Below are 21,586 nucleotides of genomic sequence, written 5' to 3'. Positions count from 1 at the left end.
CCGGATCAGACGCGTTCGATGACGGTGGCGGTGCCCATGCCGGCGCCGATGCAGAGGGTGGCCAGGGCGGTGGACTTGTTCGAGCGCTCCAGCTCGTCCAGCACCGTGCCCAGGATCATGGCGCCGGTGGCGCCCAGCGGGTGGCCCATGGCGATGGCGCCGCCGCAGACGTTGATCTTGTCGTGCGGGATGTCGAGCGCCTGCATGTACCGCAGCACTACGGCCGCAAAGGCCTCGTTCAGTTCATACAGGTCGATGTCGCCCGGCTGCATGCCCAGCTTGCCCAGCAGTTTGCGGGTGACGGGCTCGGGGCCGGTCAGCATGATCGACGGCTCAGAGCCGATCGAGGCGCCGCCCAGGATTTTCGCGCGGGGTTTCAGTCCCAGCGCTTCGCCCATTTCCTTGGTGCCGATCAGCACGCCCGCGGCGCCGTCGACGATGCCGGACGAGTTGCCGGGGGTGTGGACGTGGTTGACGCTGGCGACCTCGGGGTAGCGCTGGCCGATCACGGCGTCGAAGCCCATGCCGCCCATCATGGCGAACGAGGGGTTCAGGCCCGCCAGCGTCTGCATGTCCGTGTTCGGACGAACGGTTTCGTCACGATCCAGCTGGACGAGGCCGAGCTGGTTTTTCACCGCGATCACTGACTTGCCGAAGCGGCCTTCGGCCCACGACTTGGCGGCGCGCTTGTGGCTTTCGACCGAATAGGCGTCCACGTCATCGCGGCTGAAGCCGTATTTGGTGGCGATCATGTCGGCCGAGACGCCCTGCGGCACGAAATAGGTCGGGAAGGCCGAGGACGGGTCGGTCGGCCAGGCGCCGCCGTCGGAACCCATCGGCACCCGGCTCATGGCCTCGACGCCGCCGCCGACGGCCATGTTCGCCTCGCCCGACTTCACCTTGGCGGCGGCCACGTTCACGGCCTCCAGACCCGAGGCGCAGAAGCGGTTCAACTGATAGCCCGCCGTTTCCTGGCTCCAGCCCGCCGTCAGAACGGCGGTGCGGGCGATGTCCGCGCCCTGTTCGCCGACCGGAGAGACCACGCCCAGCATGACGTCGTCGACCTTGGAGGTGTCCAGCCCGTTGCGGTCGCGCAGCGCTTCAAGGACCTGCGCCGCCAGGCTCAGGGCCGTGATCTCGTGCAGGCTGCCGTCCTTCTTGCCCTTGCCGCGCGGGGTGCGCACGGCGTCGTAGATATAGGCGTCGGCCATGGAGCGTCTCTCTTCTTTGATGTCCCTACCGTTCGCTGCGCGGCAGCGAACGGTAGGGACGGTTGGGTCTTGGTTGGGAGGCGGTGGGCGGACGGGTCCGATCATCGCGTCTGGAATTGAAACTCAGGTCGCTAGAAAGCCGACGTTTACGTCAACGTCAAGTAACAAGGCGCGTGAGGTCGCCAGATGTGAAAAGGGCGGGCCGCTTCATGCGGCCCGCCCTGTCATTTCAGCCTCAGCGGCGCGCCAGCCGCACCAGCTTGCCGTTCTCCTCGTCTGTCACGACCCAGACGGCGCCATCGGGCCCGACCGCCACGTCGCGGATGCGTTCGCCCAGACCGGTCAGCAGGCGCTCCTCGCCGACCACGCGGCCGTCGCGCAGCACCAGCCGGACCAGGTGCTTGCTGCCCAGACCGCCGATCAGGGCGTTGCCCTTCCAATCCGGGAACATGGCGCCGTCGTAGAAGACCATGCCGCCCGGCGCGATCACCGGGTCCCAGTAGTATATGGGCTGGACAGTGCCTTCCTGCGTCGTCGCAGCGCCGGGGATGGCGTCGCCGTTGTATTCGATGCCGTAGGCCGCGCCGGGCCAGCCGAAATTGGCGCCCGCCTTTTCCAGGTTCAGTTCGTCGCCGCCGCGCGTGCCGTGCTCGATGCTCCAGACCGCGCCAGTTCCCGGCTGGACGGCGATGCCCTGCGGGTTGCGGTGGCCGTAGGACCAGATCTCGGGCAGGGCGCCCTCGCGGCCGACGAAGGGGTTGTCGGACGGGACCGAGCCATCGGCGTTGATGCGGATGACCTTGCCGTGGTGCGAGGCCAGGCTCTGGGCGGTCGGCCGCATCGGCTTGTCCGAACGCTCGCCGATGGTGATGTACAGCTTGCCGTCCGGGCCGAAGACCAGGGAGGAGCCGAAATGCTTGTCGCCGTCGTAGGTGTCCTTGACCTGGAAGACGACCTGCACGTTCTCGACCCGGCTCAGGTCGTCCGACAGGCGGCCGCGCGCTACGGCCGTGCCATTGCCGCCGTTCCGCGGCTGGGCGTAGGACCAGTAGATCGTGCGATCCTGAGCGAAGGTCGGGCTCAGGATCACGTCCAGCAGACCGCCCTGTCCGCGCGCCGCCACGGCAGGCAGGCCGCTGATCGGAGACCCGATCTGGCCTTCAACGCTGACGACGCGCAGGCGGCCGGGCCGTTCGGTCACCAGCCACTGGCCGTCCGGCAGCAGGGCCAGGCCCCAGGGATGCTCCAGCCCCTCTGCGACGACGGCGTGTTGCATGGCGATGGCGGTGCTGACCGACGGCGCGCGCGTCTGGCCTTCGTGCGCGGGCTTCTGATCCGGGTTGTTGGGCGGGCGCGTCTCGACCGGGGCGCCGGTGGCGGCGGGTTGCGCCTCGCTCTGTCCATTGGCGCCGCAGGCGGCGAGAAGCAGGACGGCGGCGGAAACGGCGAAGAGGGCGGGGCGCATGGCGGCTCCTGAACAGCGTGGCTTTGGACGGCGAAGATGCAGGCTCGCAACGCATTACGCGAGCCGAAAGACGCCGCGACCGATGGTCCCGCTCGAAATCCATGTCGAAGCGGCTTGAACCGGACGAAAGGCGGCGATATACGCACCCCTCTCGCGCTCAGGGTCGTTTCGATCCGGCGAGATGCTCCGTATGGGGTTGGGTAGCTCAGATGGTTAGAGCGGTGGATTCATAACCCACAGGTCGGCGGTTCGATCCCGCCTCCAACCACCACGGATTCTTCATCTTCAGGATATTGGATTGCGGCTGGTCTGGCGTGCCGCGCGTGCGGGCTTCAAGGCCGGGGTTCAGTTATGTGGAAGCCTCGATGCGCCGCCGGTGATCTTGCACAGATAGTCGGTCTGAGGGCGACCCGTCTGCATGCCGCTGGGGGTCAGGATGCCGCCGCGCGCCACGCATTCAGCGTCGAGCTTGGTCATTTCTTCCTGATAGGTCGGCAGGCCACGGCCGGTCGCGCATCCGGCCAGAGCCAGAGGCGCTGCGATGGCGGCGATGAGCAAAAGGGGCGGGCGCATGGGCGTCTCCTTTGGTGCGGCCTTGGGGCGTCAGGGCCGATGGTTCCGCTAATGTCTGCGGGCGGCAAGCGCAAAGCCGGTTCCTGGCTGATCTAACCAGCCAGAACGCCGAGATGTTCCAACAGAATCTTGCTGCCCAGGGCGATCAGGGCCAGGCCGCCGAGCAGTTCGGCGACCTTGCCCAGCCGCGTTCCCGCCGCTTTGCCGATCAACAGGCCGATACTCGCCATGACGAATGTGGTGAAGCCGATGCAGAAGGCGATCAGCCAGATATTGGCTTCCAGCAGGGCCAGGCCCACGCCTACGGCGCCCGCGTCGATCGACGTGCCTACAGCGGTGGCGACCAAGGCCAGCAGGCCGCGCGACGCCGCCTTGCCGACGGGAGCGGTCGCCTCTGTCGCATCCTCGTCGCGCTTCAGCGCCTCCCAGATCATCCGGGCGCCGACCGCGCCCAGCAGGCCGAAGGCGATCCAGTGGTCGACCGCCTCGACGAAGCCTGCGGCGGCCACGCCCAGGGCGAAGCCGATCAGGGGGGTGATCGCTTCGACTACGCCGAACACCAGGCCGGACCGCAGGGCTTGGGGCAGGGTTGGGCGATGCTGGGCGCCGCGACCGATGGCGGCGGCGAAGGCGTCGGCGGACATGCTGAGCGACAGCACGGCGATAGCGAACGGGGACATCATGATGGAGACGGGAACTCGGCCGGGCGTATGACAGCACGCTCCACGCGCGGGCCGGCCCCACGGGTGCAGCATGCTGGTCTCGCTAGGCGGAAACAAAATCCGCTGATCGCGCCATGCCCTAAGGCAAGTATGTTGACGCGATCCCGACTGGGATATGTCGGAAGCTACTCCCCAACGGCCGCCCCTCTAGCGCCTCGTTCGCCGTCTATCAACCCGCACATGGCCCCGAATGGCCAAAGGCGACAAGACGCCCCATCTGTGATAGACGCCGCCGCCTCAACTCTTCGCCGCAGGACATCCGCCCTTGAGCATCACGCTCGATCTTTCGCGCGCCAGCGCTTCAGCCAAGACGCCCGTCAACCTCAGCGGTCTGACGCGTGACGAACTGCGCCAGGCCCTGATCGACGCCGGAATCTGTCCGCCGGAGAAGGCACGGATGCGCGCCTCACAGGTGTGGCGCTGGATTCACCACTACGGCGCCACCGACTTCGCCCTGATGAGCGATATCGGCAAGGACACCCGCGCGGCGCTGGCTGAGGCCTTCACCCTGGCCCGCCCCGAGATCGTCGAGCGTCAGGTGTCCAAGGACGGCACGCGCAAATGGCTGATCCGCACGGCGCCGGGCATCGAGATCGAGACCGTCTACATCCCCGACGTGGGCCGGGCGGGCGCCCTGTGCGTCTCGTCCCAGGTCGGCTGCACCCTGAACTGCACCTTCTGCCACACGGGCACGCAGAAGCTGGTCCGTAACCTGACGACGGCCGAGATCGTGGCCCAGGTCCAGGTGGCGCGAGACGATCTGGACGAGTGGCCCTCGCCCAAGGAAGACCGTCGCCTGTCCAACATCGTCTTCATGGGCATGGGCGAGCCGCTCTACAATCTGGATCACGTCGCCAACGCCATCGACATCATCTCCGACAATGAGGGCATCGCCCTGTCCCGGCGGCGGATCACGGTGTCGACCTCGGGCGTGGTGCCGCAACTGAACGCCTTGGGCGAACGCACGGCGGCCATGCTGGCGATCAGTCTGCACGCCACCAACGACCCCTTGCGCGACCAGCTGGTGCCGCTGAACAAAAAGTATCCGCTGGACCAGCTGATGGCCGCCATCCGCGCCTATCCCGGCCTGTCCAACGCGCGCCGGGTGACGTTCGAATACGTCATGCTGAAGGGCGTCAATGACAGCCCAGCCGAGGCGCGCGCCCTGATCAAGCTGATCGAGGGCATCCCGTCCAAGGTCAATCTGATCCCGTTCAACCCATGGCCGGGCACGGATTATCAGTGCTCGGACTGGAAGACGATCGAGACCTTCGCCGCCATCCTGAACAAGGCGGGTTACGCTTCGCCCATCCGCACGCCGCGCGGCCGCGACATCCTGGCCGCCTGCGGCCAGCTGAAGTCCGAGAGCGAGAAGCTGCGGGCCTCGGCGCGTCTGAAGGCCGAACGCGACGCGGTCGACGCGGCTTGAGGTCATCGCCCGCCCAGACGCTTTGTCCGCCGACTGTGGCGCGGGCGCCCTAGCGGAAGGGTCAAGCTTTCGGGCAAGGATGTTTTGGTTTCGTTCCTCTTCAGATCGGGAGGCTAGGGTTCGTCGTGATGGAGACCTCGTCGTTGCCGGGCGTGCTGTCGACGCCTGAACTCCAGGCCTTTGCGACGGGCTTTCCGATCCTGATGCTGCATCTGGCCGTGACCTTCGGCCTTCTGGCGGCAGGGGCGGCGGTCTACGCCCTGCTGACGCCGTGGCGCGAGATCGCCCTGATCCGCCAGGGCAACCCGGCCGCCGCCGTGGCCTTTGCCGGGGTGCTGGTCGGGCTGGCGGTCCCGCTGGCGGTGTCCCTTTCGGTGTCGAACTCGATCCGCGACATCGCCATATGGGGGGTAGCGACGGTGGTGCTGCAACTGCTGGCCTTCCGCGTCGTCGATTTCCTGCTGCACGGCCTGCCGCAACGGATAGAGAAGGGCGAAGTCTCCGCCGCCGTGGTCCTGGCCGGGGCCAAGCTGTCGACCGCCCTGATCCTGGCGGCCGCCCTGACGGGCTGAGGGGGCGGCTTTGCGCTTTCCCCACCTTCCCGACTGGACGATCTACGCAGCCGTCATCGCGGTGATCCTGATCGCCTCTCTGAACCGGGGCGAGCGCGCCGACGCCCCTCATGATCAACACGCAGATGAGGCGTCCGGTCCCCTGCTGGGACCAATCACGCCTTTCGATCCTTCCGTCACCGTCGACACGTCCGACGAGCATGAGCCGGTGTCCGGCACGGCCTTCTCCATCGCCGGGGATGGTCGCTGGATCACCGCTCGCCATGTGGTTGAAGGGTGCCGCAAGCCCGCTTTGGTGATCGACAAGACTCGGGCTCTGGCGGCTGACGTGCGGCTGGCGGCGCGGGCGGATGTGGCCCTGTTGCTGACCGACGGCGGACCGCCCGCATTGCCGATCGCGGCCGAGGCGCCGTTGTACAAGGGCCAGCGCGCCTTCCATCCGGGGTTCCCGCAGGGCCAGCCGGGCGAGGTCGCCTCGCGCCTGATCGGTCGCGAAACGCTGAAGATCCGCGGCCATCGCTCCTATGACGAGCCGGTCCTGGCCTGGGCCGAGGCCGGTCGCACGCGGGGACTGAAGGGCACGCTGTCGGGCCTGTCGGGCGCGCCGGTGCTGGACCGGCGCGGCCGGGTGCTGGGCGTGACCATCGCCGAGTCGCCCCGGCGAGGCCGCATCTACACCACGGCGCCCGACACCTTCGTCCCTGCGGTCGGCGCCCAGCAGCGCGCCGACGAAGCGGCCCTGGGTCAGGCGGTGACGACCCAGAACTACGGCGCCGTGTCTGACCGCCTGCGCCGCGACCTGCGCGTCGCCCAGGTGGTGTGTCTGACGACGTGAATGGAGCCTAGCGCGGCGCGCCGTGATCCTTGACCCATTTCGCCTTGGCGGCGTCGATGTCGGCACGGGGAAGTTGAGACAGGGGCTTGGCGAACTGCCTCAGAAGGATCGCGGCGTTGGCGTCGCCGCCTTCTGCGGCCAACTCGACATAGGCTGCGCCCTGGACCGGGTCGCTGGCGCCGCCCTCGCCGACGAGGATCATCATGCCCAGAGCACGCAGGGCGTGGGCCGAGCCGTTCTGCGCCGCCCGCGCATACCAGAGACGAGCCTCGGCGGGATCGGGCGTCACGCCCTGTCCCACGGCCAGCATGACCGCCAATGAGATCATGCCGCTTTCGAAATTCTGTTCCGCAGCCTGACGAACGTAGCGGTACGCTGTCGCAAGCTCGGAGGGCGCTCCGCCGTCCAGCAGCAGCATGCCGAGGTTCCATTGGGCGCGCGGATCGCCGCTGTCCGCAGCAAGGGTCAGGTGGGTGCGGGCGGCGTCGACGTCGACCGGCACGCCCCAGCTGTTCTGATAGGCGCGTCCTAATAGGAACTGGGCGTCGACATTGCCGGGGTCCGTCCTGACGGCTGTCTGTATCAGCCGGGTTCCCTTTTTCAGATCCTGTTGGACGCCCGCGCCGAAGAGATAGGCCCGGCCCAGGGGATAGGCGGCGGCCGGCTGATACTTCGCGTCCAGACCATTGAGCCAGGCTATGGCTTCCGCATCGTCGGCAGGGTCATCGTTCATCAATCGCCGCATGCCGATGTTCAGGCGGGCGTTCTGCGATCCGTCCCGCAGAGCCTGCGCCCAGAGGCGTTCTGACCGTTCGGGGTCGCCTCCCGTGATTTCCAGCGCGGAAGCCAGGGAAGCAGCCGCCTCGGGATCGCCAGCGGCGACCAGAGGCTCCAGTGCGGCGATGGCTGCAGAGGGATCGGTCTGGAGCAGCGCCAAGGCGTCGTCCAGAGGGTTCTGCGCGGGCGAGAGCGCCTGTACGGGCGACCCGGCCAGCCAGATCGTTCCGACCGCCAGCAGGGTGGCGTATCCGGTCTTCAGCATAATACGGTTCTCCGATTTCCAGCTTGGCCGGAAATCGGAGCCCGTGGCAAGCCGCCCCTACTTCAGCGTCGCGCTGTCCAGGTTGAGTTCGGTCAGGGGGATGACCTCGACGTTGGGGTATTTCGCTCGCAGGCCGTCGATGAACTTGGAAGCGTCGCCGACGATGACGAGGCTGGCCCGGTCGGTCGGCAGATGCCGAGCGAAGGCGTTTTCAACCTGTTCGGCGGTGACGGCGCGAACCCGCCCGGCGTAGTCGGCCAGGTCGCTCATCGGCAGGTCATAGAGGGCCAGGTTGGCGACCAGGCCGCCCAGACCGTCCACCGTTTCCAGCGAGCGTCCGAAGCCGCCGATCAGGGTGGCGCGGCGGGGCGCCAGCTCGGCCTCGGTCGCCGCCGTGGTCCCCAGCTTGCCGATCTCTTCAAGGATCAGGTCGGCCACCTCGGTCGCCGTCTCGTTCTTGGTCTGGGTCGAGGCGGAGAAGACGCCGGTCTGCTGTTGGGCGCCGACCGAGGAGCGGGCGCCGTAGCTGAGGCCGCGCTTGATGCGGATCTCCTGGTTCAGGCGCGACGAGAAGCCGCCGCCCAGCAGGGTGTTGCCCAGCGTCAGCGGGAAGTAGTCGGCGTCGGTGCGGCTGATCCCGCGAATGGCGGCGACCACGGCGGCCTGACCTGCGCCAGGCTGGTCGATGACGACGACGCGCGGCGCCAGCGCCTGACCGGCCTTGTCGATGGCGGCCGGGGCGGGACCGGCGTCGCGCCAGTCGCCGAAGGCCTGATCCGCCAGGGCGCGCGCCTCGGCCGGGGTCACGTCGCCCGAGAAGACGAGGGTCGCCTGCGAGGGCCGGAACCGCTCGGCGTGGAAGGCGGCCATGTCGTCGCGCGTCAGGCCGGGGATGCTGTTCACCGTGCCTGAGCCGGGTGCGCCATAGGGCGCCGCGCCGTACATCACGCGGCCGACCGACTGGCCGGCGATGGCCCCCGGCTGGCTGAGCGCCACGCGCAGGCCGTCCAGGGTCTGGGACTGCTGCCGCTCCAGCTCTTCCTGGGCGAAGGCCGGATTGCGCACCAGATCGGCCATCAGGGTCAGGGTCCGGCCGAACACGTCCTTGGGCGCATTGGCGTAGACATTGGTGAAATCGGCGCCCGCGCCCGCGCCGATGTTGGCGCCCAGCTGTTCGATGGCGGTGGCGATTTCCGGCGCCGACTGGGTCGTTGTCCCTTGAGTCAGCAGGCTGGCGGTCATGGAGGCGACGCCCGGCTTGCCTGCCGGATCGTGGGCCGAGCCGGCGTTGAAGTTCAGGCGCGCCGAAACCAGCGGCAGGCCCTTGGTCGGGGCGACCAGGACGCGCAGGCCGTTGTCCAGACGGAAGTCGGCGATGGCGGGCGTGGCGGGCGACACCTCAGGTCCCGGCTGAGGCAGGCGGGCGCGTTCGGCTTCGGGCAGCAGGACGGCGACCGGACCGGCTGGCGCCAGAGACGCCACTGTGACCGGGGCGTCGACGTTCTTCTTCTGCTCGCTGGGCGCGTTGGCCTCGTCGGCGGGCAGGTAGTTGATGGTGATCTGGCGCTGCGGCGTCAGATAGCGGCGGGCCACACGCTGCACGTCAGCGGCGGTGACGGCCTGGATCTCGGCGATCTCGCGGTCGGCGGCGGTCGCGTCTCCGGTCATGATCAGCGCCATGCCCAGGGTCGTCGCGCGGTCGTCGATGCTTTCACGGCCGCGCAGGGCGTCGGCGACCAGTTCGTTCTTGGCTTCGGCCAGTTCGGCGGCGGTGACGGGCTCGTCGCGCAGGCGCGCGATCTCGACCTCAAGCGCGGCCTTGCCGGTCTCGACCGTCTGGCCGTCGGCCATGATGGCGTAGGCGGCCAGATTGCCCGCCTGCTGGGCGAAATCAGGGTTGGAGCCCGCCGAGGCGGCGATCTGCTTGTCGTAGACCAGCGAACGGTACAGGCGGCTGCTCTCGCCGGTCGACAGGATGCCGTCCAGCACCGTCAGGGCCGCGCGGTCGGCGTCCTTATAGGCCACGGTGTTCCACGCCAGCGCCACGGCGGGCAGGGGCACGTTGGGCGCATAGAAGGTGGCGGTGCGCGGGCCGGCGGGCTCGGGCTCCTTCACGTCATTGGCGGGCATGGGCGTCGATGGCCGCTTCAGCGGGGCGAAATACTCGTCGACCCAGCCGTCCAACTGCGCCTGATCAAAATTGCCCGCCACGATCAGCATGGCGTTGTCCGGCCGGTAGTAGGTGGCGTGGAAGCGCAGCACGTCGTCCAGCGTCGAGGCGTCCAGTTCCTCGATCGAGCCGATGCCCGGACGGCGATAGGGGTGGTCCTGATAGATGGTCTCGGGCGCGAACAGGCCGAACAGGCGACCGTAGGGGCTGGCCAGAATCCGTTGGCGGTATTCCTCCTTCACCACGTCGCGCTCGGATTCAAAGGTCTTCTGGTCGACGACCAGAGACCCCATGCGGTCCGCCTCGGCGAACAGGATGCGCTGCAGGTGGTTGGCCGGAACGACCTCGTAATAGGCGGTCACGTCGTCGGCGGTGAAGGCGTTGTTCATGCCGCCGACGTCCTCGGTCAGACGGTCGAACGTCTCGGACGGCATGTTCTTCGTCGCCTTGAACAGCAGGTGCTCGAACAGGTGGGCGAAGCCCGAGCGGCCCGCCGGATCGTCCTTTGATCCCACGCGATACCAGACCTGCACCGTGACGTTCGAGGTCGAGGCGTCGCGCGCTGTATAGACCTCCATTCCGTTGGCCAGCACCCGCTTGTGGAAGCCCAGCGGCGGCACCTGGACGCCGCCCTGGATCGCGGTTGCGCTCGCGGGCGGAGCCTTGGCCCAGGCGGGGGCGGCGGCGGGCAGGCCGAGCAGCAGCGCCGAGGCGCAGGCGGTCAGGATCAGACGATTCTTCATGAGGGCGGCTTTCCAACACCCGCAGTCGAAGAAACGGGCGCTGAAAACCTAACAGGACGAAGCGCCGCCGCGCACCTTACGGAGCTGTAATGAAATCAGGCTTGGCCACAGACCCGCCTCGGGGATGAAAAAGATGTAACTCGGTTATGCGTCGGGACGCTGATATCAGCGAAACAGGACGTTGAGGGACGTCCGTGCGAGGACGCCCATCATGACAAAATATAAGTTCGCGCCCCTTCTGGGGGTGGTTCTGGCCCTGCCCGCAGCCGGGGTTCTGGCGCAGACGCCTTCGCCTGGAACGCAGCCGTCCCAGAGCGCTCCTGTTCAGACTCCGCCGCAGAAGGCGGACAAGGACGATCAGCCCGCCGCCGTGGGCGATGTCGTCGTCAGCGCCCGCGCCAATGATGTGCGGACCTCGATCGACTCCATCAGCTATAGTCTGGCCGACGATCTTCAGGCGGCGACCGGGACGCTGGCCGAGGCCCTGCGCAATGTGCCCTCCGTCGATGTCGATCCTCAGGGCAACGTCTCCCTGCGCGGCGACGGCAATGTCACGCTGCTGGTGGATGGCCGCGCGTCGGCCATACTGTCGGGACCGAACCGTGCCGATGCGGTGCTGCAACTGCCCGCCGACCGCTACGCCCGTATCGAGGTGATGACCAATCCGTCCGCCGCCTACAGCCCAGAGGGCTCGGGCGGGGTCATCAATCTGATCACCAAGCCGGTTCCGGCGGCGGTCGCCGCCGCTGCGGCCGCAGGGACGCCGGGCGCGGCTGTCACGACCGGATCGCTGCGCGCCAATGTGGGCGATCACGGACGCTGGAATGTCGGCGCCAGCGGCTCGCGCCAGCAGGGCAAGCTGACCCTGACCGGTGATCTCAGCTATCGCCACGACGAGCAGAGCCTGAGCTTCGGGCGTCTGCGCGAACAGCTGGACGCCACCGGTGCGACTACCGGCGCCACGACGACGATTCAGGACATTGAATCGACTCAGGACGGCTTCTTCGGCCGCGTCGCCGCTGAATACCGGCTGACTGAAAAAACCATGCTGACCGGCGAGGCGCGCGCCAATCGCTTCGACATCGACAGCGATGTGCGCGGCGTGTTCGAAACGCGCGACGCCTCGGGCGCCCTGACGCGCGCCTATACCCGCGACGGCTCGGGCGGCTTCGCCATGAAGGGCTGGGGCGTCACCGGTCGGGTGCTGCACCAGTTCGATACGTCCGGGCACGAATGGTCGAACGAGCTGCGCTATGATCGCAACGATCAGGAGAACGACTCCCTGGCCGCCAACGTCTTCCGCATACCGACGGAGCCGACGGTATATGAGGCCCAACAAGGCCTGACCGCGCAGGAGACCATCGGCTTCACCAGCGCCTACACCCGGCCGATAGGCGAGGGCGCCAAGCTGCGCGCGGGCTATGAGCTGAGCCTCACCCGGCCGGATCAGGACAATGAGGTCCGGCGCGGTCCCGCCGAGAACGCCCTGGCGCTCGTGCCGTCGCAGAGCAACCGCTTCGAGGCGGAGCAGACGGTTCATGCCCTTTACGCCACCTATGAACGCCCGTTCGGCGAGAAGCTGTCCGGCCAGTTCGGTCTGCGGCTGGAACAGGCCGACATCGAGGTCGAGGACGTGACCAACGCCGTGCGCGCGTCTCAGGATTATTTCCGCGCCTATCCGACCTTCCACCTGCAGTATCAGCTGACCGAGACCCAGACCCTGCGCGGCAGCTATTCGCGGCGCATCCAGCGGCCCCAGCCGTCGCAGCTGAACCCCTTCATCATCTATGGCGATCCGCTGAACCTGCGCTCGGGCAACCCGGACCTTGAACCGCAGGAGACCGACAGCTTCGAGGCCATGTGGCAGATGCGGCGCGGCCAGAGCTTCTATCAGGCCACGGCCTACTACCGCGACACGACCAAGGCCTTTACCGACGTAGCGACGGACGTGGGCGGCGGCGTGCTTTTGACCCGGCCCGAGAATCTGGGCGCCCGCCGCGATCTGGGGATCGAGCTGACCGCCAGCGGCCGCCTGCACCCGACCCTGCGCTACAACGCCAGCGTCAACGCCTTCCGTCAGGAGATCGACGCGGCGGGCATCCCCGGCGGGCGCGACCGCGAGGGCGAGATGGTGAGCGGTCGCCTCAGCCTGAACTGGCAGGCCACGCCCAAGGACTTCGTCCAGCTGATGGGCTTCTGGCAGGGCGATCAACTGCTGGCGCAAGGCAAGCGCGAGGGCGGCGGCATGGTGAACTTCGGCTATCGGCGCAAGCTGAACGACACCCTGTCGCTGCAGTTCACCGCCCGCGACATCCTCAACTCCTTCGGCGGCGACACCGTCTACGACACGCCCCTGTTCCGCGACCGTTCCAGTCAGGACCTGAACCTGCGAGCCTTCTATCTGGGGCTGAGCTGGTCCTTCGGCGGGCCGCGCCGTCAGCCCGAACAGTTCGACTTCTCCACCGGACCGACGGGCGGCTGAGCCCTGTCGTCAGGCTGCGCCCGACGCCCGTCGCCCCTGTGGCGGCGGGCGTTCTCGCTTGGGCCCTTGCGTGTCTGATCGGCCACACCCACCTGTTTTGCGACAGCTCAAGGCGTCGCTTCAGATAAGGGCGCATTGAGTTCAACTCCGCCTCCTGAGGGGAAACCGAACACCATGAATCTCGACGTCTATTCCGACCGCGCCAAACAGGCCGTCCAGTCCGCCCAGTCTCTGGCCCTGGCTCGCCGCCACCAGCAGTTCGCGCCCGAGCACCTGCTCAAGGTGCTGCTTGAGGAGCGCGACGGCCTGGCGCGTAAGCTGATTGATCAGGCGGGCGGCGATCCGTCCGCCGTTGAGCTGGTCACCGAAGGCCTGCTGAAGAAGCGGCCTCAGGTCGAGGGCGGCTCGGGCCAGCTCTATCTGGACGGCGACACCGCGCGCGTCTTCAGCGCCGCCGAAGAGGCCGCCAAGAAGGCGGGCGACGCCTTCGTCACCACCGAACGCCTGCTGGCCGCCATCGCCAAGGAGGGCGGGGCCGCCGCCGAGGCGCTGAAATCCGCCGGGGTCACGGCCAGGAAACTGGACGACGCCGTCGCCGAAATCCGCAAGGGCAAGACCGCCGACAGCGCGGGCGCCGAGGACAGCTTCGACGCTCTGAAACGCTACGCCCGCGACCTGACCGAGGCGGCGCGCGACGGCAAGGTCGACCCCGTCATCGGCCGCGACGAGGAGATCCGCCGCACCATCCAGGTGCTGGCCCGTCGCACCAAGAACAACCCCGTCCTGATCGGCGAACCAGGCGTCGGCAAGACCGCCATCGTCGAAGGACTCGCATTGAGGATCGTCAACGGCGACGTGCCGGAAAGCCTGAAGGACAAGAAGGTGCTGGCGCTCGACATGGGCGCCCTGATCGCCGGGGCCAAATACCGCGGCGAGTTCGAGGAGCGGCTGAAGGCCGTGCTGAACGAGGTCGCCGCCGCCGAGGGCCAGATCGTCCTCTTCATCGACGAGATGCACACCCTGGTCGGGGCGGGCAAGGGCGACGGCGCGATGGACGCCTCCAACCTGCTCAAGCCCGCCCTGGCGCGCGGCGAACTGCACTGCGTCGGCGCCACCACGCTGGATGAATACCGCAAGCACGTCGAAAAGGACGCGGCCCTGGCCCGTCGCTTCCAGCCGGTCTTCGTCGCTGAACCCACCGTCGAGGACACGGTGTCGATCCTGCGCGGCCTGAAGGAGAAGTATGAGGTCCACCACGGGGTGCGCATCTCCGACAGCGCCATCGTCGCCGCCGCCACCCTGTCGAACCGCTACATCACCGACCGCTTCCTGCCGGACAAGGCCATCGACCTGATCGACGAGGCCGCAAGCCGCGTGCGCATGGCCGTCGACTCCAAGCCCGAGGCGCTGGACGAGATCGACCGCCGCCTGGTCCAGCTGAAGATTGAGCGCGAGGCCCTGAAGAAGGAGAGCGATCAGGCCTCCCAGCACCGTCTTGAGAGACTGGAAGACGAGATCGACGACCTGCAGGGCCAGTCGGACGAGATGACCGCCCGCTGGAAGTCCGAGAAGGACAAGGTGGGGCAGGGCGCCCAGCTGCGTGAGACCCTAGACCGCCTGCGCGCCGAACTGGCCGCCGCCCAGCGCGCCGGCGACCTCGGCCGCGCGTCAGAGATCGCCTACGGCCAGATCCCGCAGCTGGAGAAGCAGCTCGCCGAAGACGAAGCCCCGGCGGCGGTCGCCGCCCCCCTGACGCCTGAGGTCGTGGACGCCGAACAGATCGCCGCCGTCGTCAGCCGCTGGACCGGCGTGCCCGTCGACAAGATGCTGGAAGGCGAGCGCGAGAAGCTGCTCAAGATGGAGGACGAACTGGGTCGCCGCGTGGTCGGTCAGGACGAGGCCCTGGCCGCCGTCTCCGACGCCGTGCGCCGCGCCCGCGCCGGTCTGAACGACCCCAACAAGCCGCTGGGCAGCTTCCTCTTCCTCGGCCCCACGGGCGTGGGCAAGACCGAGCTGACCAAGGCGCTCGCCGGCTATCTGTTCGACGACGACAACGCCATCACCCGCATCGACATGAGCGAATACATGGAGAAGCACTCGGTCAGCCGCCTGATCGGCGCCCCTCCGGGCTACGTCGGCTATGACGAGGGCGGCGCCCTGACCGAGGCCGTGCGTCGCCGCCCCTATCAGGTCGTCCTGTTCGACGAAGTCGAGAAGGCCCACCCGGACGTCTTCAACGTCCTGCTTCAGGTGCTGGACGACGGCCGTCTCACTGATGGGCAAGGAAGGACCATCGACTTCAAGAACACCCTGATCATCATGACCTCCAACCTCGGCAGCCAGTATCTGGCCGACCAGCCTGAGGGCGAGGACGTCGAGGCCGTGCGTCCTCTGGTCATGGAACAGGTCCGCGCCCACTTCCGGCCTGAGTTCCTGAACCGCATCGACGAGATCATCTTGTTCCACCGCCTCGGCCGCGAACAGATGGGCAGCATTGTCCGCATCCAGCTGGCGCGTCTCGAAAAGCTGATGGCCGACCGTCGCCTGAGCCTGGCCCTGGACGACACCGCCCTCAACTGGCTCGCCGACAAGGGCTACGACCCGGTCTACGGCGCGCGGCCGCTGAAGCGCGTCATCCAGAAGGAGCTGGTCGACCCGATGGCCAAGAAACTGCTGGCCGGAGAGATCGAAGACGGCAGCGTGGTGGGCGTGTCAGCGGGTAGCGAAGGGCTGGAGATCGGGAAGGCGCGGGTGCACTGAGGCTAAAAGGGGGGAGTATGAAAGCTAAAAGGGGGAGTATGCGGCCTATCATTCGAAGGAAGAGCCAGTCTGCGAGATCGCGGCGGACGTTCAAGGACTGGATAGACGTTGTCTTGCCAGTAGCAACGCTATGTCTTGGCGTTGTTAGTCTTTGGACAACTATTCAGGTGTCTGGGCTTGAAGATTATTTTCGCTCTGAAATTTCTCGTCGAAACGAAGAAATAGGTGACTTGTCAGCCCGTTCTAGGATGGCGGAAATTCGCTTGTCTGCTCGAGAGACTCGAATGGATCAGATCTCTTCCTCGGCTGAACAATTAAATCTTCTGAACGAGGAGCAGAGGCTGGCTTTCTCGAAAGCGACAGCAGATTTGGCTGTGTTGAGATTGGAGGCCCATAACATAAATGAGCAATTGGAAGGCGCAATTTCCGATAAGCGTCGTGTAGAGGCTGAGCTCAATGAACAAATAAGAAGCTTGGAGGTTATGTCGCGCCAAGAGTTATACGGGATGGTTTCAAGTCGCGCTTTTTTCTTGAGGATGAATGCGTTGGCAGGCTTTGAACGTTCGACCCCGGGGGTTCGGATGCTAGGGGCAGAATTCCGACAAGCGCTGATGACTTTGCATCTGACTGATAAACGCCTTCTGCGGTATTTGCCCGATTTGCAGTCAAGATTTGATGAGGTTTGCCCGGCCTTCCGTTCCATGAGTATCACATTTCCAAACCCTCCAGCTGACGTGGACTATAGCGCTCCTCCATCTCGGCTTCTCCAAAGTGCTGCGGATCGGGAGGAGTCCATGACAATCTGGCGTCTTGATATTGAGCAAAAATCTCAAGAATTTAGGAAAAATTATACAAGATACCAGGACGACCTAAATGGTAAGTGGGAGACTGCGACCCGGCAGTTCGATAGCTGTGTATGCTCAGCTCTTGCTACTGTTGATGTTCCTAGAAATACGGTGTGCCCAATAGAAAGCTAGGCGAGTGACTTCCGTCATCCTCCGGCAAGCCGCGTCAGCGGCGCAGACCGGGGGACCCAGCGGCGCGCGGGAGCGCGAAAGATCCACGCTCGGCGGCCGCCCGAAGATCGCCTTCGGCGCCGCTGGGTCCCCCGGTCTCCGCTTCGCTGCGCCGGAGGATGACGAAAGCAAGGGGCGGGGCGTGGATGACGGAAGGGAGAGGGCGGGTTAGCGTGGCGGTATGGCGACCCATCGCGCCTTCATCGCGACCTACATTATGGCGAGCGGGCGCAACGGGACGCTCTACGCCGGCTCGACCTCCAATCTGGAAAGCCGCGTGTGGAAGCACAGGACGCGGGCCTTTCCCGGCTTCACCGACGCCTATGACTGCACCCGTCTGGTCTGGTTCGAGCAACACGCCCTGATGCTGGATGCGATCCGACGCGAGCGGCGGATCAAGAAGTGGCTGCGTGACTGGAAGCGGCCCTGATCGAGAAGGACAATCCGGATTGGCGCGACCTCGCCGCCGACTGGTTTTCTGATCCGAATTGGACCCCGCCGCCGGGCGTCGACTGAGCCTCACCCCAACACCGGCATCACCTCGACCCCGTCGCAGACGAAGATGCTCATGTGCGGGTGGTTCTCGAACAGGCGGGCCGCCGCCTCGTGGTTGTCGGCGCGCACGACCATGAAGACGGTCAGCAGGTTGACCATGTCCGTCACGGCGCCGTCGTCGTCGATGCGTTTGGTCGGGCCCAGCGGGCCGCCCTGAAAGACGATGGAGTCGCGGTGCGCCGCTTCCCATTCGGCGACGGCGGCGACGCCGAGGCGGGCCGTCTCGGCCTGCTCGGCCTCGCTCATGGCGCGCCAGGCCCGCCATTTGGGCCGGTCTTGTCGCTGGTGAAGACGGCCAGATAGTGGGTCTCGACGCTCATCGCAGCCTCCTGTGCGGCGCGAGCATCAACGCATTGGGCCGTCTTCGACAAGCGGGGCCGGAGGCTGGCCTCAGCCCTCGGCCAGCAGGTGGTCGATCAGGGCGCGCGCCTCGGGCCCTGCCCAGTCGGCCTCGCCGGTCAGGACGGCGCGGACCCGGCCCTGGCGGTCCATGACGATGGTCTGGGGCATGGCGCCCTTGCCGGGGAACTCAAACGCCAGCTGGAATTTCGGGTCGATGTAGAAGTCCAGAGGCGCGTTCTGGGCGATGAAGTCCCGCGCCTCGTCGGCCGTCTTGTCCAGGTCCATGCTGACGGCGACCACGGCGAAGTCATCGCGCGCCTTATAGTGGTCGGCCAGGGCCGCGAGCGTCGGCATCTCGATCCGGCACGGGGCGCACCAGGTGGCCCACAGGTTCACCACCGTCACCTTGCCCGCGAAATCGGCCAGACGGACGTCGGCGCCGTCGGCGGTCTTGAACACATAGTCGGGCGCGGCCGGGGAGGCGGGCGTCTGCAGGGCCGCCAGCGATCCCTTGGCGAAGGCCGCCAGTTGCGGCTCAAGAGCGTGGACCGACGCCTGAGTCTGGGCCTGCATCTGGGCCGCAGGCGGCGCGGACTCTTTGCCTACGCCCTTCTGATTGACGTATAGCAGCGCCGCGCCCATGCCGATCACGCCGATCACCGCGAACGTCGCCACGCCCGCCCAAGTCCGTCCAGAGCCGCTCATGTCCGATACGCCTTCCAAACCACAGCAAGATTCCCCCTCGCAGGGCCAGTCTCTATGGGGTGGGCGCTTCAGCGCCAAGCCTGCGGACATCATGCAGGCCATCAACGTCTCCATCGGCGTCGACAAACGCCTGTGGGCGCAGGACCTGGCCGGTTCGCGGGCCCATTGTCGCATGCTGGAAAAGCAGGGGATCATCGCCGCCGCCGACGCCCAGGCCATCCTTGGCGGGCTGGACGTGATCGAAGGCGAGATCCGGGACGGGAGCTTCCCCTTCCGCGACGCCTATGAAGACATTCACATGAACGTCGAGGCGCGCCTGTCGGAGCTGATCGGCGAGCCGTCGGGGCGTCTGCACACGGCGCGCAGCCGCAATGATCAGGTGGCGACCGACTTCCGCCTGTGGGTGCGCGACGCCTGCGACCGCACCGTGGCGCAACTTCAGGATCTGCAGCGGACCCTGCTGGACCGGGCGGAACAGCACGCGGGCGACCTGATGCCGGGCTTCACCCATCTGCAGACGGCCCAGCCGGTGACGTTCGGCCATCACCTGATGGCCTATGTCGAGATGTTCGGCCGCGACGCCGGGCGCTTCGCCGACGCCCGCGCCCGCATGAACGAGAACCCGCTGGGCGCCGCCGCGCTGGCCGGATCGCCTTTCCCCATCGACCGCCACATGACGGCGCAGGCGCTGGGCTTCGACCGGCCGATGGCGAACTCTCTGGACGCCGTTTCGGATCGCGACTTCGCGCTGGAAAGCCTGGCCGCCGCCTCCATCGCGGCGGGCCACCTGTCGCGCCTGGCCGAAGAGATCGTGGTGTGGATGACGCCGATGTTCGGCTTTGCGACCCTGCCTGACGACCTGACCACCGGCTCGTCCATCATGCCGCAGAAGCGCAACCCGGATGCGGCCGAGCTGGTGCGGGCCAAGACGGGCCGCATCAACGGCGCCCTGATCGCCCTGACCACAGTGATGAAGGGCCTGCCGCTGGCCTATTCCAAGGACATGCAGGAGGACAAGCCGCCGGTCTTCGAGGCCTTCGACGCGCTGGATCTGGCGTTGACGGCCATGACCGCCATGGTCGCCGTGATCCGTCCCAACACCGAGAAGATGGCCGCCGCCGCGGGCGCGGGCTTCTCGACCGCCACCGACCTGGCCGACTGGCTGGTGCGCGAACTGAACCTGCCCTTCCGCCAGGCGCACCACGTCACCGGCGCCGCCGTGAAGCGGGCCGAGGCGCTGGGGTTGGGTCTGGGCGAATTGCCGCTGACGGAATTGCAGGCGCTGGATGGCCGGATCACCGAAGGCGTGTATGAAGTGCTGACGCCCGAAGCCTCCTGCGCCAGCCGCCAGAGCTTCGGCGGCACGGCGCCGGAACAGGTCCGCGCGCGCATCGCCGACTGGAGAAGCCGCCTGTGAAGAAGACACTGATCCTCGCGGGCGCCGCCGCCCTGATGCTGTCGGCCTGCGGTCGCATGGCGGACCTTGAGCCGCCGCAGGGCGCGACGCCGAAGAAGCAGACCGAGCGCGCCATCCGCGACCGCTCGGCCGACCATTTGCCCGAGGAGGCGATGCAGAACCTGCCGCCGCGCCAGATGCCCATCGACAACGGCACGAGCAACCCGTTCGGCAAGCCGCCGCCGATGAACTGAGCCTTCTGGCTCTTCTCTCTGACTGGACTCCCCGCCGGTGCACTATTTCGATCTCAAGGACGGCGTCCTGCATTCCGAGGGCGTCTCTCTGGAGGCGCTGGCGGACAGCGTCGGCACGCCGACCTACGTCTATTCCTCGGCCACCCTGCGCCGTCACTACGGCCTGCTGCGCGACGCGTGCGACGCGCATAGGAGCGCGCTGGGCGAGGCCCTGATCGCCTTTGCGGTCAAGGCCAACTCCAACCTGTCGGTGCTGGCGACCCTGGCCAAGCTGGGCTGCGGCGCCGACACCGTGTCCGAGGGCGAGATTCGCCGGGCGCTGGCCGTCGGCATTCCGGGCGAGCGCATCATCTTCTCGGGCGTGGGCAAGACCGACGCCGAGCTGGCCTTCGCCATCGAACAGGGCGTGCGTCAGATCAACGTCGAGTCCTCGACCGAGTTGGACCGGCTGATCGAGGTCGCAGCGAACAAGAACGCGGCTCCCGCCATCGCCATCCGGGTGAACCCCAAGATCGGCGCGGGCGGTCACGCCAAGATCACCACCGGCGGCGCCGGCGACAAGTTCGGCGTGCCGGTCGAGGAAGCGATGGCCCTTTACGCTCGCGCCTCCGCCTCGCCCCACGTTACGCCTGTGGGGCTGGCCTGCCACATCGGCAGCCAGATCACCGACCTTAGCCCGCTTGAGGCCGCCTTCCGCGTGCTGCGCCAGATGACGGAAGACCTGCGCGCGCTGGGACACAGCGTAACGCGGCTCGATCTCGGCGGCGGACTGGGCGTGCCCTATTATGGCGAGGCGGCGACGCCCGCTCCGGCCGACTACGTCGCTATGGCCGCGCGCGTGCTTGAGGGGTTGAACGTCGAAGCGGCCTTTGAGCCCGGTCGCTTGATGGCGGCCAACGCGGGCGTGCTGCTGAGCCGCGTCATTCAGGTCAATGAGCGGACGGATGGCCGTCGCTTCCTGGTGCTGGACGCGGCGATGAACGACCTGATGCGCCCGGCGCTTTATGACGCCTTCCACGACTTGAAGCCGGTGCGTCCTGTGACGGGCGAACGCCTGCCCCACGACGTGGTCGGGCCGGTGTGCGAGACCGGCGACACCTTCGCGCGCGATCGCGACCTGCCGCCGTTGAAGGCGGGCGATCTGGTCGTCTTCATGAGCGCCGGAGCCTATGGCGCGGTCATGAGCGGCGAATACAACACCCGTCCCCTGGCCGCCGAAGTCCTGGTCGACGGCGAGCGCAGCGCGGTCATCCGCCCGCGCCCGACCTATGACGAGATGTTCGCCCGCGAACCGATGGCGGACTGGCTTTAAGC

18 protein-coding genes, 1 tRNA gene and 1 riboswitch are annotated in these 21,586 nt (G+C 67.1%); of the genes, 11 read left to right on the top strand and 8 right to left on the bottom strand.

Translation table 11 applies throughout. From position 1 onward, the window contains the following. Positions 1–5: 5 nt before the first annotated feature. Both D1604_RS13670 and D1604_RS13665 read right to left on the bottom strand, forming a co-directional pair. The gene (locus D1604_RS13670; protein WP_003168446.1) at positions 6–1,211 is read right to left on the bottom strand and encodes an acetyl-CoA C-acetyltransferase; all 1,206 of its coding nucleotides are present in this window, start codon (positions 1,209–1,211) and stop codon (positions 6–8) included. A gap of 235 nt (positions 1,212–1,446) precedes the next feature. Continuing rightward, positions 1,447–2,676 carry a PQQ-dependent sugar dehydrogenase gene (locus D1604_RS13665; protein ID WP_119413736.1) on the bottom strand — a complete coding sequence of 410 codons (1,230 nt, stop codon included), beginning with the start codon at positions 2,674–2,676 and terminating at the stop codon, positions 1,447–1,449. 194 nt (positions 2,677–2,870) lie between these two features. On the opposite strand from D1604_RS13665, the gene D1604_RS13660 reads away from it, so the two are divergent. After that, positions 2,871–2,947, top strand: a tRNA-Met gene (locus tag D1604_RS13660). A 74-nt stretch (positions 2,948–3,021) separates the two neighbouring features. Here D1604_RS13660 and D1604_RS13655 read toward each other — a convergent pair. Together D1604_RS13655 and D1604_RS13650 are read right to left on the bottom strand one after the other, a co-directional pair. Further along, a complete protein-coding gene (locus D1604_RS13655; protein WP_119413735.1) occupies positions 3,022–3,249 on the bottom strand; it encodes a hypothetical protein in 228 nt (75 codons plus the stop codon). A gap of 92 nt (positions 3,250–3,341) precedes the next feature. Continuing rightward, the gene (locus D1604_RS13650; RefSeq protein ID WP_119413734.1) at positions 3,342–3,932 is read right to left on the bottom strand and encodes a manganese efflux pump MntP; all 591 of its coding nucleotides are present in this window, start codon (positions 3,930–3,932) and stop codon (positions 3,342–3,344) included. A gap of 9 nt (positions 3,933–3,941) precedes the next feature. Continuing rightward, a riboswitch (yybP-ykoY riboswitch) is annotated at positions 3,942–4,122 on the bottom strand. Positions 4,123–4,236: 114 nt separating this feature from the next. On the opposite strand from D1604_RS13650, the gene rlmN reads away from it, so the two are divergent. The 3 genes from rlmN (at position 4,237) to D1604_RS13635 (ending at position 6,807) form a co-directional block, all read left to right on the top strand. Next, positions 4,237–5,400, top strand: a complete 1,164-nt coding sequence (rlmN, locus tag D1604_RS13645) for a 23S rRNA (adenine(2503)-C(2))-methyltransferase RlmN (RefSeq protein WP_119413733.1) — start codon at positions 4,237–4,239, stop codon at positions 5,398–5,400. 128 nt (positions 5,401–5,528) lie between these two features. Next, a complete protein-coding gene (locus tag D1604_RS13640) occupies positions 5,529–5,972 on the top strand; it encodes a DUF350 domain-containing protein (protein ID WP_119413732.1) in 444 nt (147 codons plus the stop codon). A 10-nt stretch (positions 5,973–5,982) separates the two neighbouring features. Continuing rightward, a complete protein-coding gene (locus D1604_RS13635; RefSeq protein ID WP_024354959.1) occupies positions 5,983–6,807 on the top strand; it encodes a S1 family peptidase in 825 nt (274 codons plus the stop codon). 7 nt (positions 6,808–6,814) lie between these two features. On the opposite strand, the gene D1604_RS13630 is transcribed toward D1604_RS13635, so the two are convergent. After that, a complete protein-coding gene (locus D1604_RS13630; RefSeq protein ID WP_119413731.1) occupies positions 6,815–7,849 on the bottom strand; it encodes a tetratricopeptide repeat protein in 1,035 nt (344 codons plus the stop codon). 57 nt (positions 7,850–7,906) lie between these two features. Further along, positions 7,907–10,762, bottom strand: a complete 2,856-nt coding sequence (locus D1604_RS13625; protein WP_119413730.1) for a M16 family metallopeptidase — start codon at positions 10,760–10,762, stop codon at positions 7,907–7,909. A gap of 211 nt (positions 10,763–10,973) precedes the next feature. Here D1604_RS13625 and D1604_RS13620 point away from each other — a divergent pair, with 211 nt between their 5' ends. The 4 genes from D1604_RS13620 to D1604_RS13610 all read left to right on the top strand — a co-directional run bounded on the left by D1604_RS13620 (position 10,974) and on the right by D1604_RS13610 (position 17,450). Further along, a complete protein-coding gene (locus tag D1604_RS13620; protein WP_119413729.1) occupies positions 10,974–13,244 on the top strand; it encodes an outer membrane beta-barrel family protein in 2,271 nt (756 codons plus the stop codon). A gap of 174 nt (positions 13,245–13,418) precedes the next feature. Continuing rightward, complete coding sequence (clpB, locus tag D1604_RS13615; protein WP_119413728.1) at positions 13,419–16,004, top strand: ATP-dependent chaperone ClpB; 2,586 nt, start codon at positions 13,419–13,421, stop codon at positions 16,002–16,004. A gap of 284 nt (positions 16,005–16,288) precedes the next feature. Next, positions 16,289–16,981 (top strand): hypothetical protein, encoded by a 693-nt coding sequence (locus tag D1604_RS15685; protein WP_147399929.1) that lies wholly within the window; start codon positions 16,289–16,291, stop codon positions 16,979–16,981. Positions 16,982–17,201: 220 nt separating this feature from the next. Beyond that, positions 17,202–17,450 (top strand): GIY-YIG nuclease family protein, encoded by a 249-nt coding sequence (locus D1604_RS13610; RefSeq protein ID WP_306460740.1) that lies wholly within the window; start codon positions 17,202–17,204, stop codon positions 17,448–17,450. 89 nt (positions 17,451–17,539) lie between these two features. On the opposite strand, the gene D1604_RS13605 is transcribed toward D1604_RS13610, so the two are convergent. After that, entirely contained in the window at positions 17,540–17,821 is a 282-nt protein-coding gene (locus tag D1604_RS13605; protein ID WP_233552098.1) for a hypothetical protein, read from the bottom strand. A gap of 144 nt (positions 17,822–17,965) precedes the next feature. Next, on the bottom strand, positions 17,966–18,622 hold the full coding sequence (locus D1604_RS13600; protein WP_119413727.1) for a TlpA family protein disulfide reductase: 657 nt from the start codon (positions 18,620–18,622) through the stop codon (positions 17,966–17,968). On the opposite strand from D1604_RS13600, the gene argH reads away from it, so the two are divergent. From argH to lysA, 3 genes are read left to right on the top strand one after another with little or no spacing between them, the layout of a single operon-like run. Further along, positions 18,621–20,039 (top strand): argininosuccinate lyase, encoded by a 1,419-nt coding sequence (gene argH / locus D1604_RS13595; protein ID WP_119413726.1) that lies wholly within the window; start codon positions 18,621–18,623, stop codon positions 20,037–20,039. The two genes, D1604_RS13600 and argH, sit on opposite strands and share 2 nt — an antisense overlap. Beyond that, positions 20,036–20,272, top strand: a complete 237-nt coding sequence (lptM, locus tag D1604_RS13590) for an LPS translocon maturation chaperone LptM (protein WP_024354950.1) — start codon at positions 20,036–20,038, stop codon at positions 20,270–20,272. The genes argH and lptM overlap by 4 nt, the downstream gene beginning before the upstream one ends. Positions 20,273–20,309: 37 nt before the next feature. Next, positions 20,310–21,584 (top strand): diaminopimelate decarboxylase, encoded by a 1,275-nt coding sequence (gene lysA / locus D1604_RS13585; RefSeq protein ID WP_119413725.1) that lies wholly within the window; start codon positions 20,310–20,312, stop codon positions 21,582–21,584. Positions 21,585–21,586 lie beyond the last annotated feature (2 nt).

The sequence above is a fragment of the Brevundimonas sp. LPMIX5 genome, assembly GCF_003576505.1.
In the GTDB taxonomy this organism is placed as follows: Bacteria; Pseudomonadota; Alphaproteobacteria; order Caulobacterales; family Caulobacteraceae; genus Brevundimonas; species Brevundimonas naejangsanensis.
Note: the sequence above shows the minus strand (reverse complement) of the source record. Positions and strands in the feature narration are given on the sequence as shown.

Bases quoted from the DNA above. Each gene is read 5' to 3' on its own strand.
- D1604_RS13670 (WP_003168446.1), bottom strand. From the start codon at position 1,211: ATGGCCGACGCCTATATCTACGACGCCGTGCGCACCCCGCGCGGCAAG.
- D1604_RS13665 (WP_119413736.1), bottom strand. From the start codon at position 2,676: ATGCGCCCCGCCCTCTTCGCCGTTTCCGCCGCCGTCCTGCTTCTCGCC.
- D1604_RS13655 (WP_119413735.1), bottom strand. From the start codon at position 3,249: ATGCGCCCGCCCCTTTTGCTCATCGCCGCCATCGCAGCGCCTCTGGCT.
- D1604_RS13650 (WP_119413734.1), bottom strand. From the start codon at position 3,932: ATGATGTCCCCGTTCGCTATCGCCGTGCTGTCGCTCAGCATGTCCGCC.
- D1604_RS13640 (WP_119413732.1), top strand. From the start codon at position 5,529: ATGGAGACCTCGTCGTTGCCGGGCGTGCTGTCGACGCCTGAACTCCAG.
- D1604_RS13630 (WP_119413731.1), bottom strand. From the start codon at position 7,849: ATGCTGAAGACCGGATACGCCACCCTGCTGGCGGTCGGAACGATCTGG.
- D1604_RS13625 (WP_119413730.1), bottom strand. From the start codon at position 10,762: ATGAAGAATCGTCTGATCCTGACCGCCTGCGCCTCGGCGCTGCTGCTC.
- D1604_RS13620 (WP_119413729.1), top strand. From the start codon at position 10,974: ATGACAAAATATAAGTTCGCGCCCCTTCTGGGGGTGGTTCTGGCCCTG.
- clpB (WP_119413728.1), top strand. From the start codon at position 13,419: ATGAATCTCGACGTCTATTCCGACCGCGCCAAACAGGCCGTCCAGTCC.
- D1604_RS15685 (WP_147399929.1), top strand. From the start codon at position 16,289: ATGGATCAGATCTCTTCCTCGGCTGAACAATTAAATCTTCTGAACGAG.
- D1604_RS13610 (WP_306460740.1), top strand. From the start codon at position 17,202: ATGGCGACCCATCGCGCCTTCATCGCGACCTACATTATGGCGAGCGGG.
- D1604_RS13605 (WP_233552098.1), bottom strand. From the start codon at position 17,821: ATGAGCGAGGCCGAGCAGGCCGAGACGGCCCGCCTCGGCGTCGCCGCC.
- argH (WP_119413726.1), top strand. From the start codon at position 18,621: ATGTCCGATACGCCTTCCAAACCACAGCAAGATTCCCCCTCGCAGGGC.
- D1604_RS13600 (WP_119413727.1), bottom strand. From the start codon at position 18,622: ATGAGCGGCTCTGGACGGACTTGGGCGGGCGTGGCGACGTTCGCGGTG.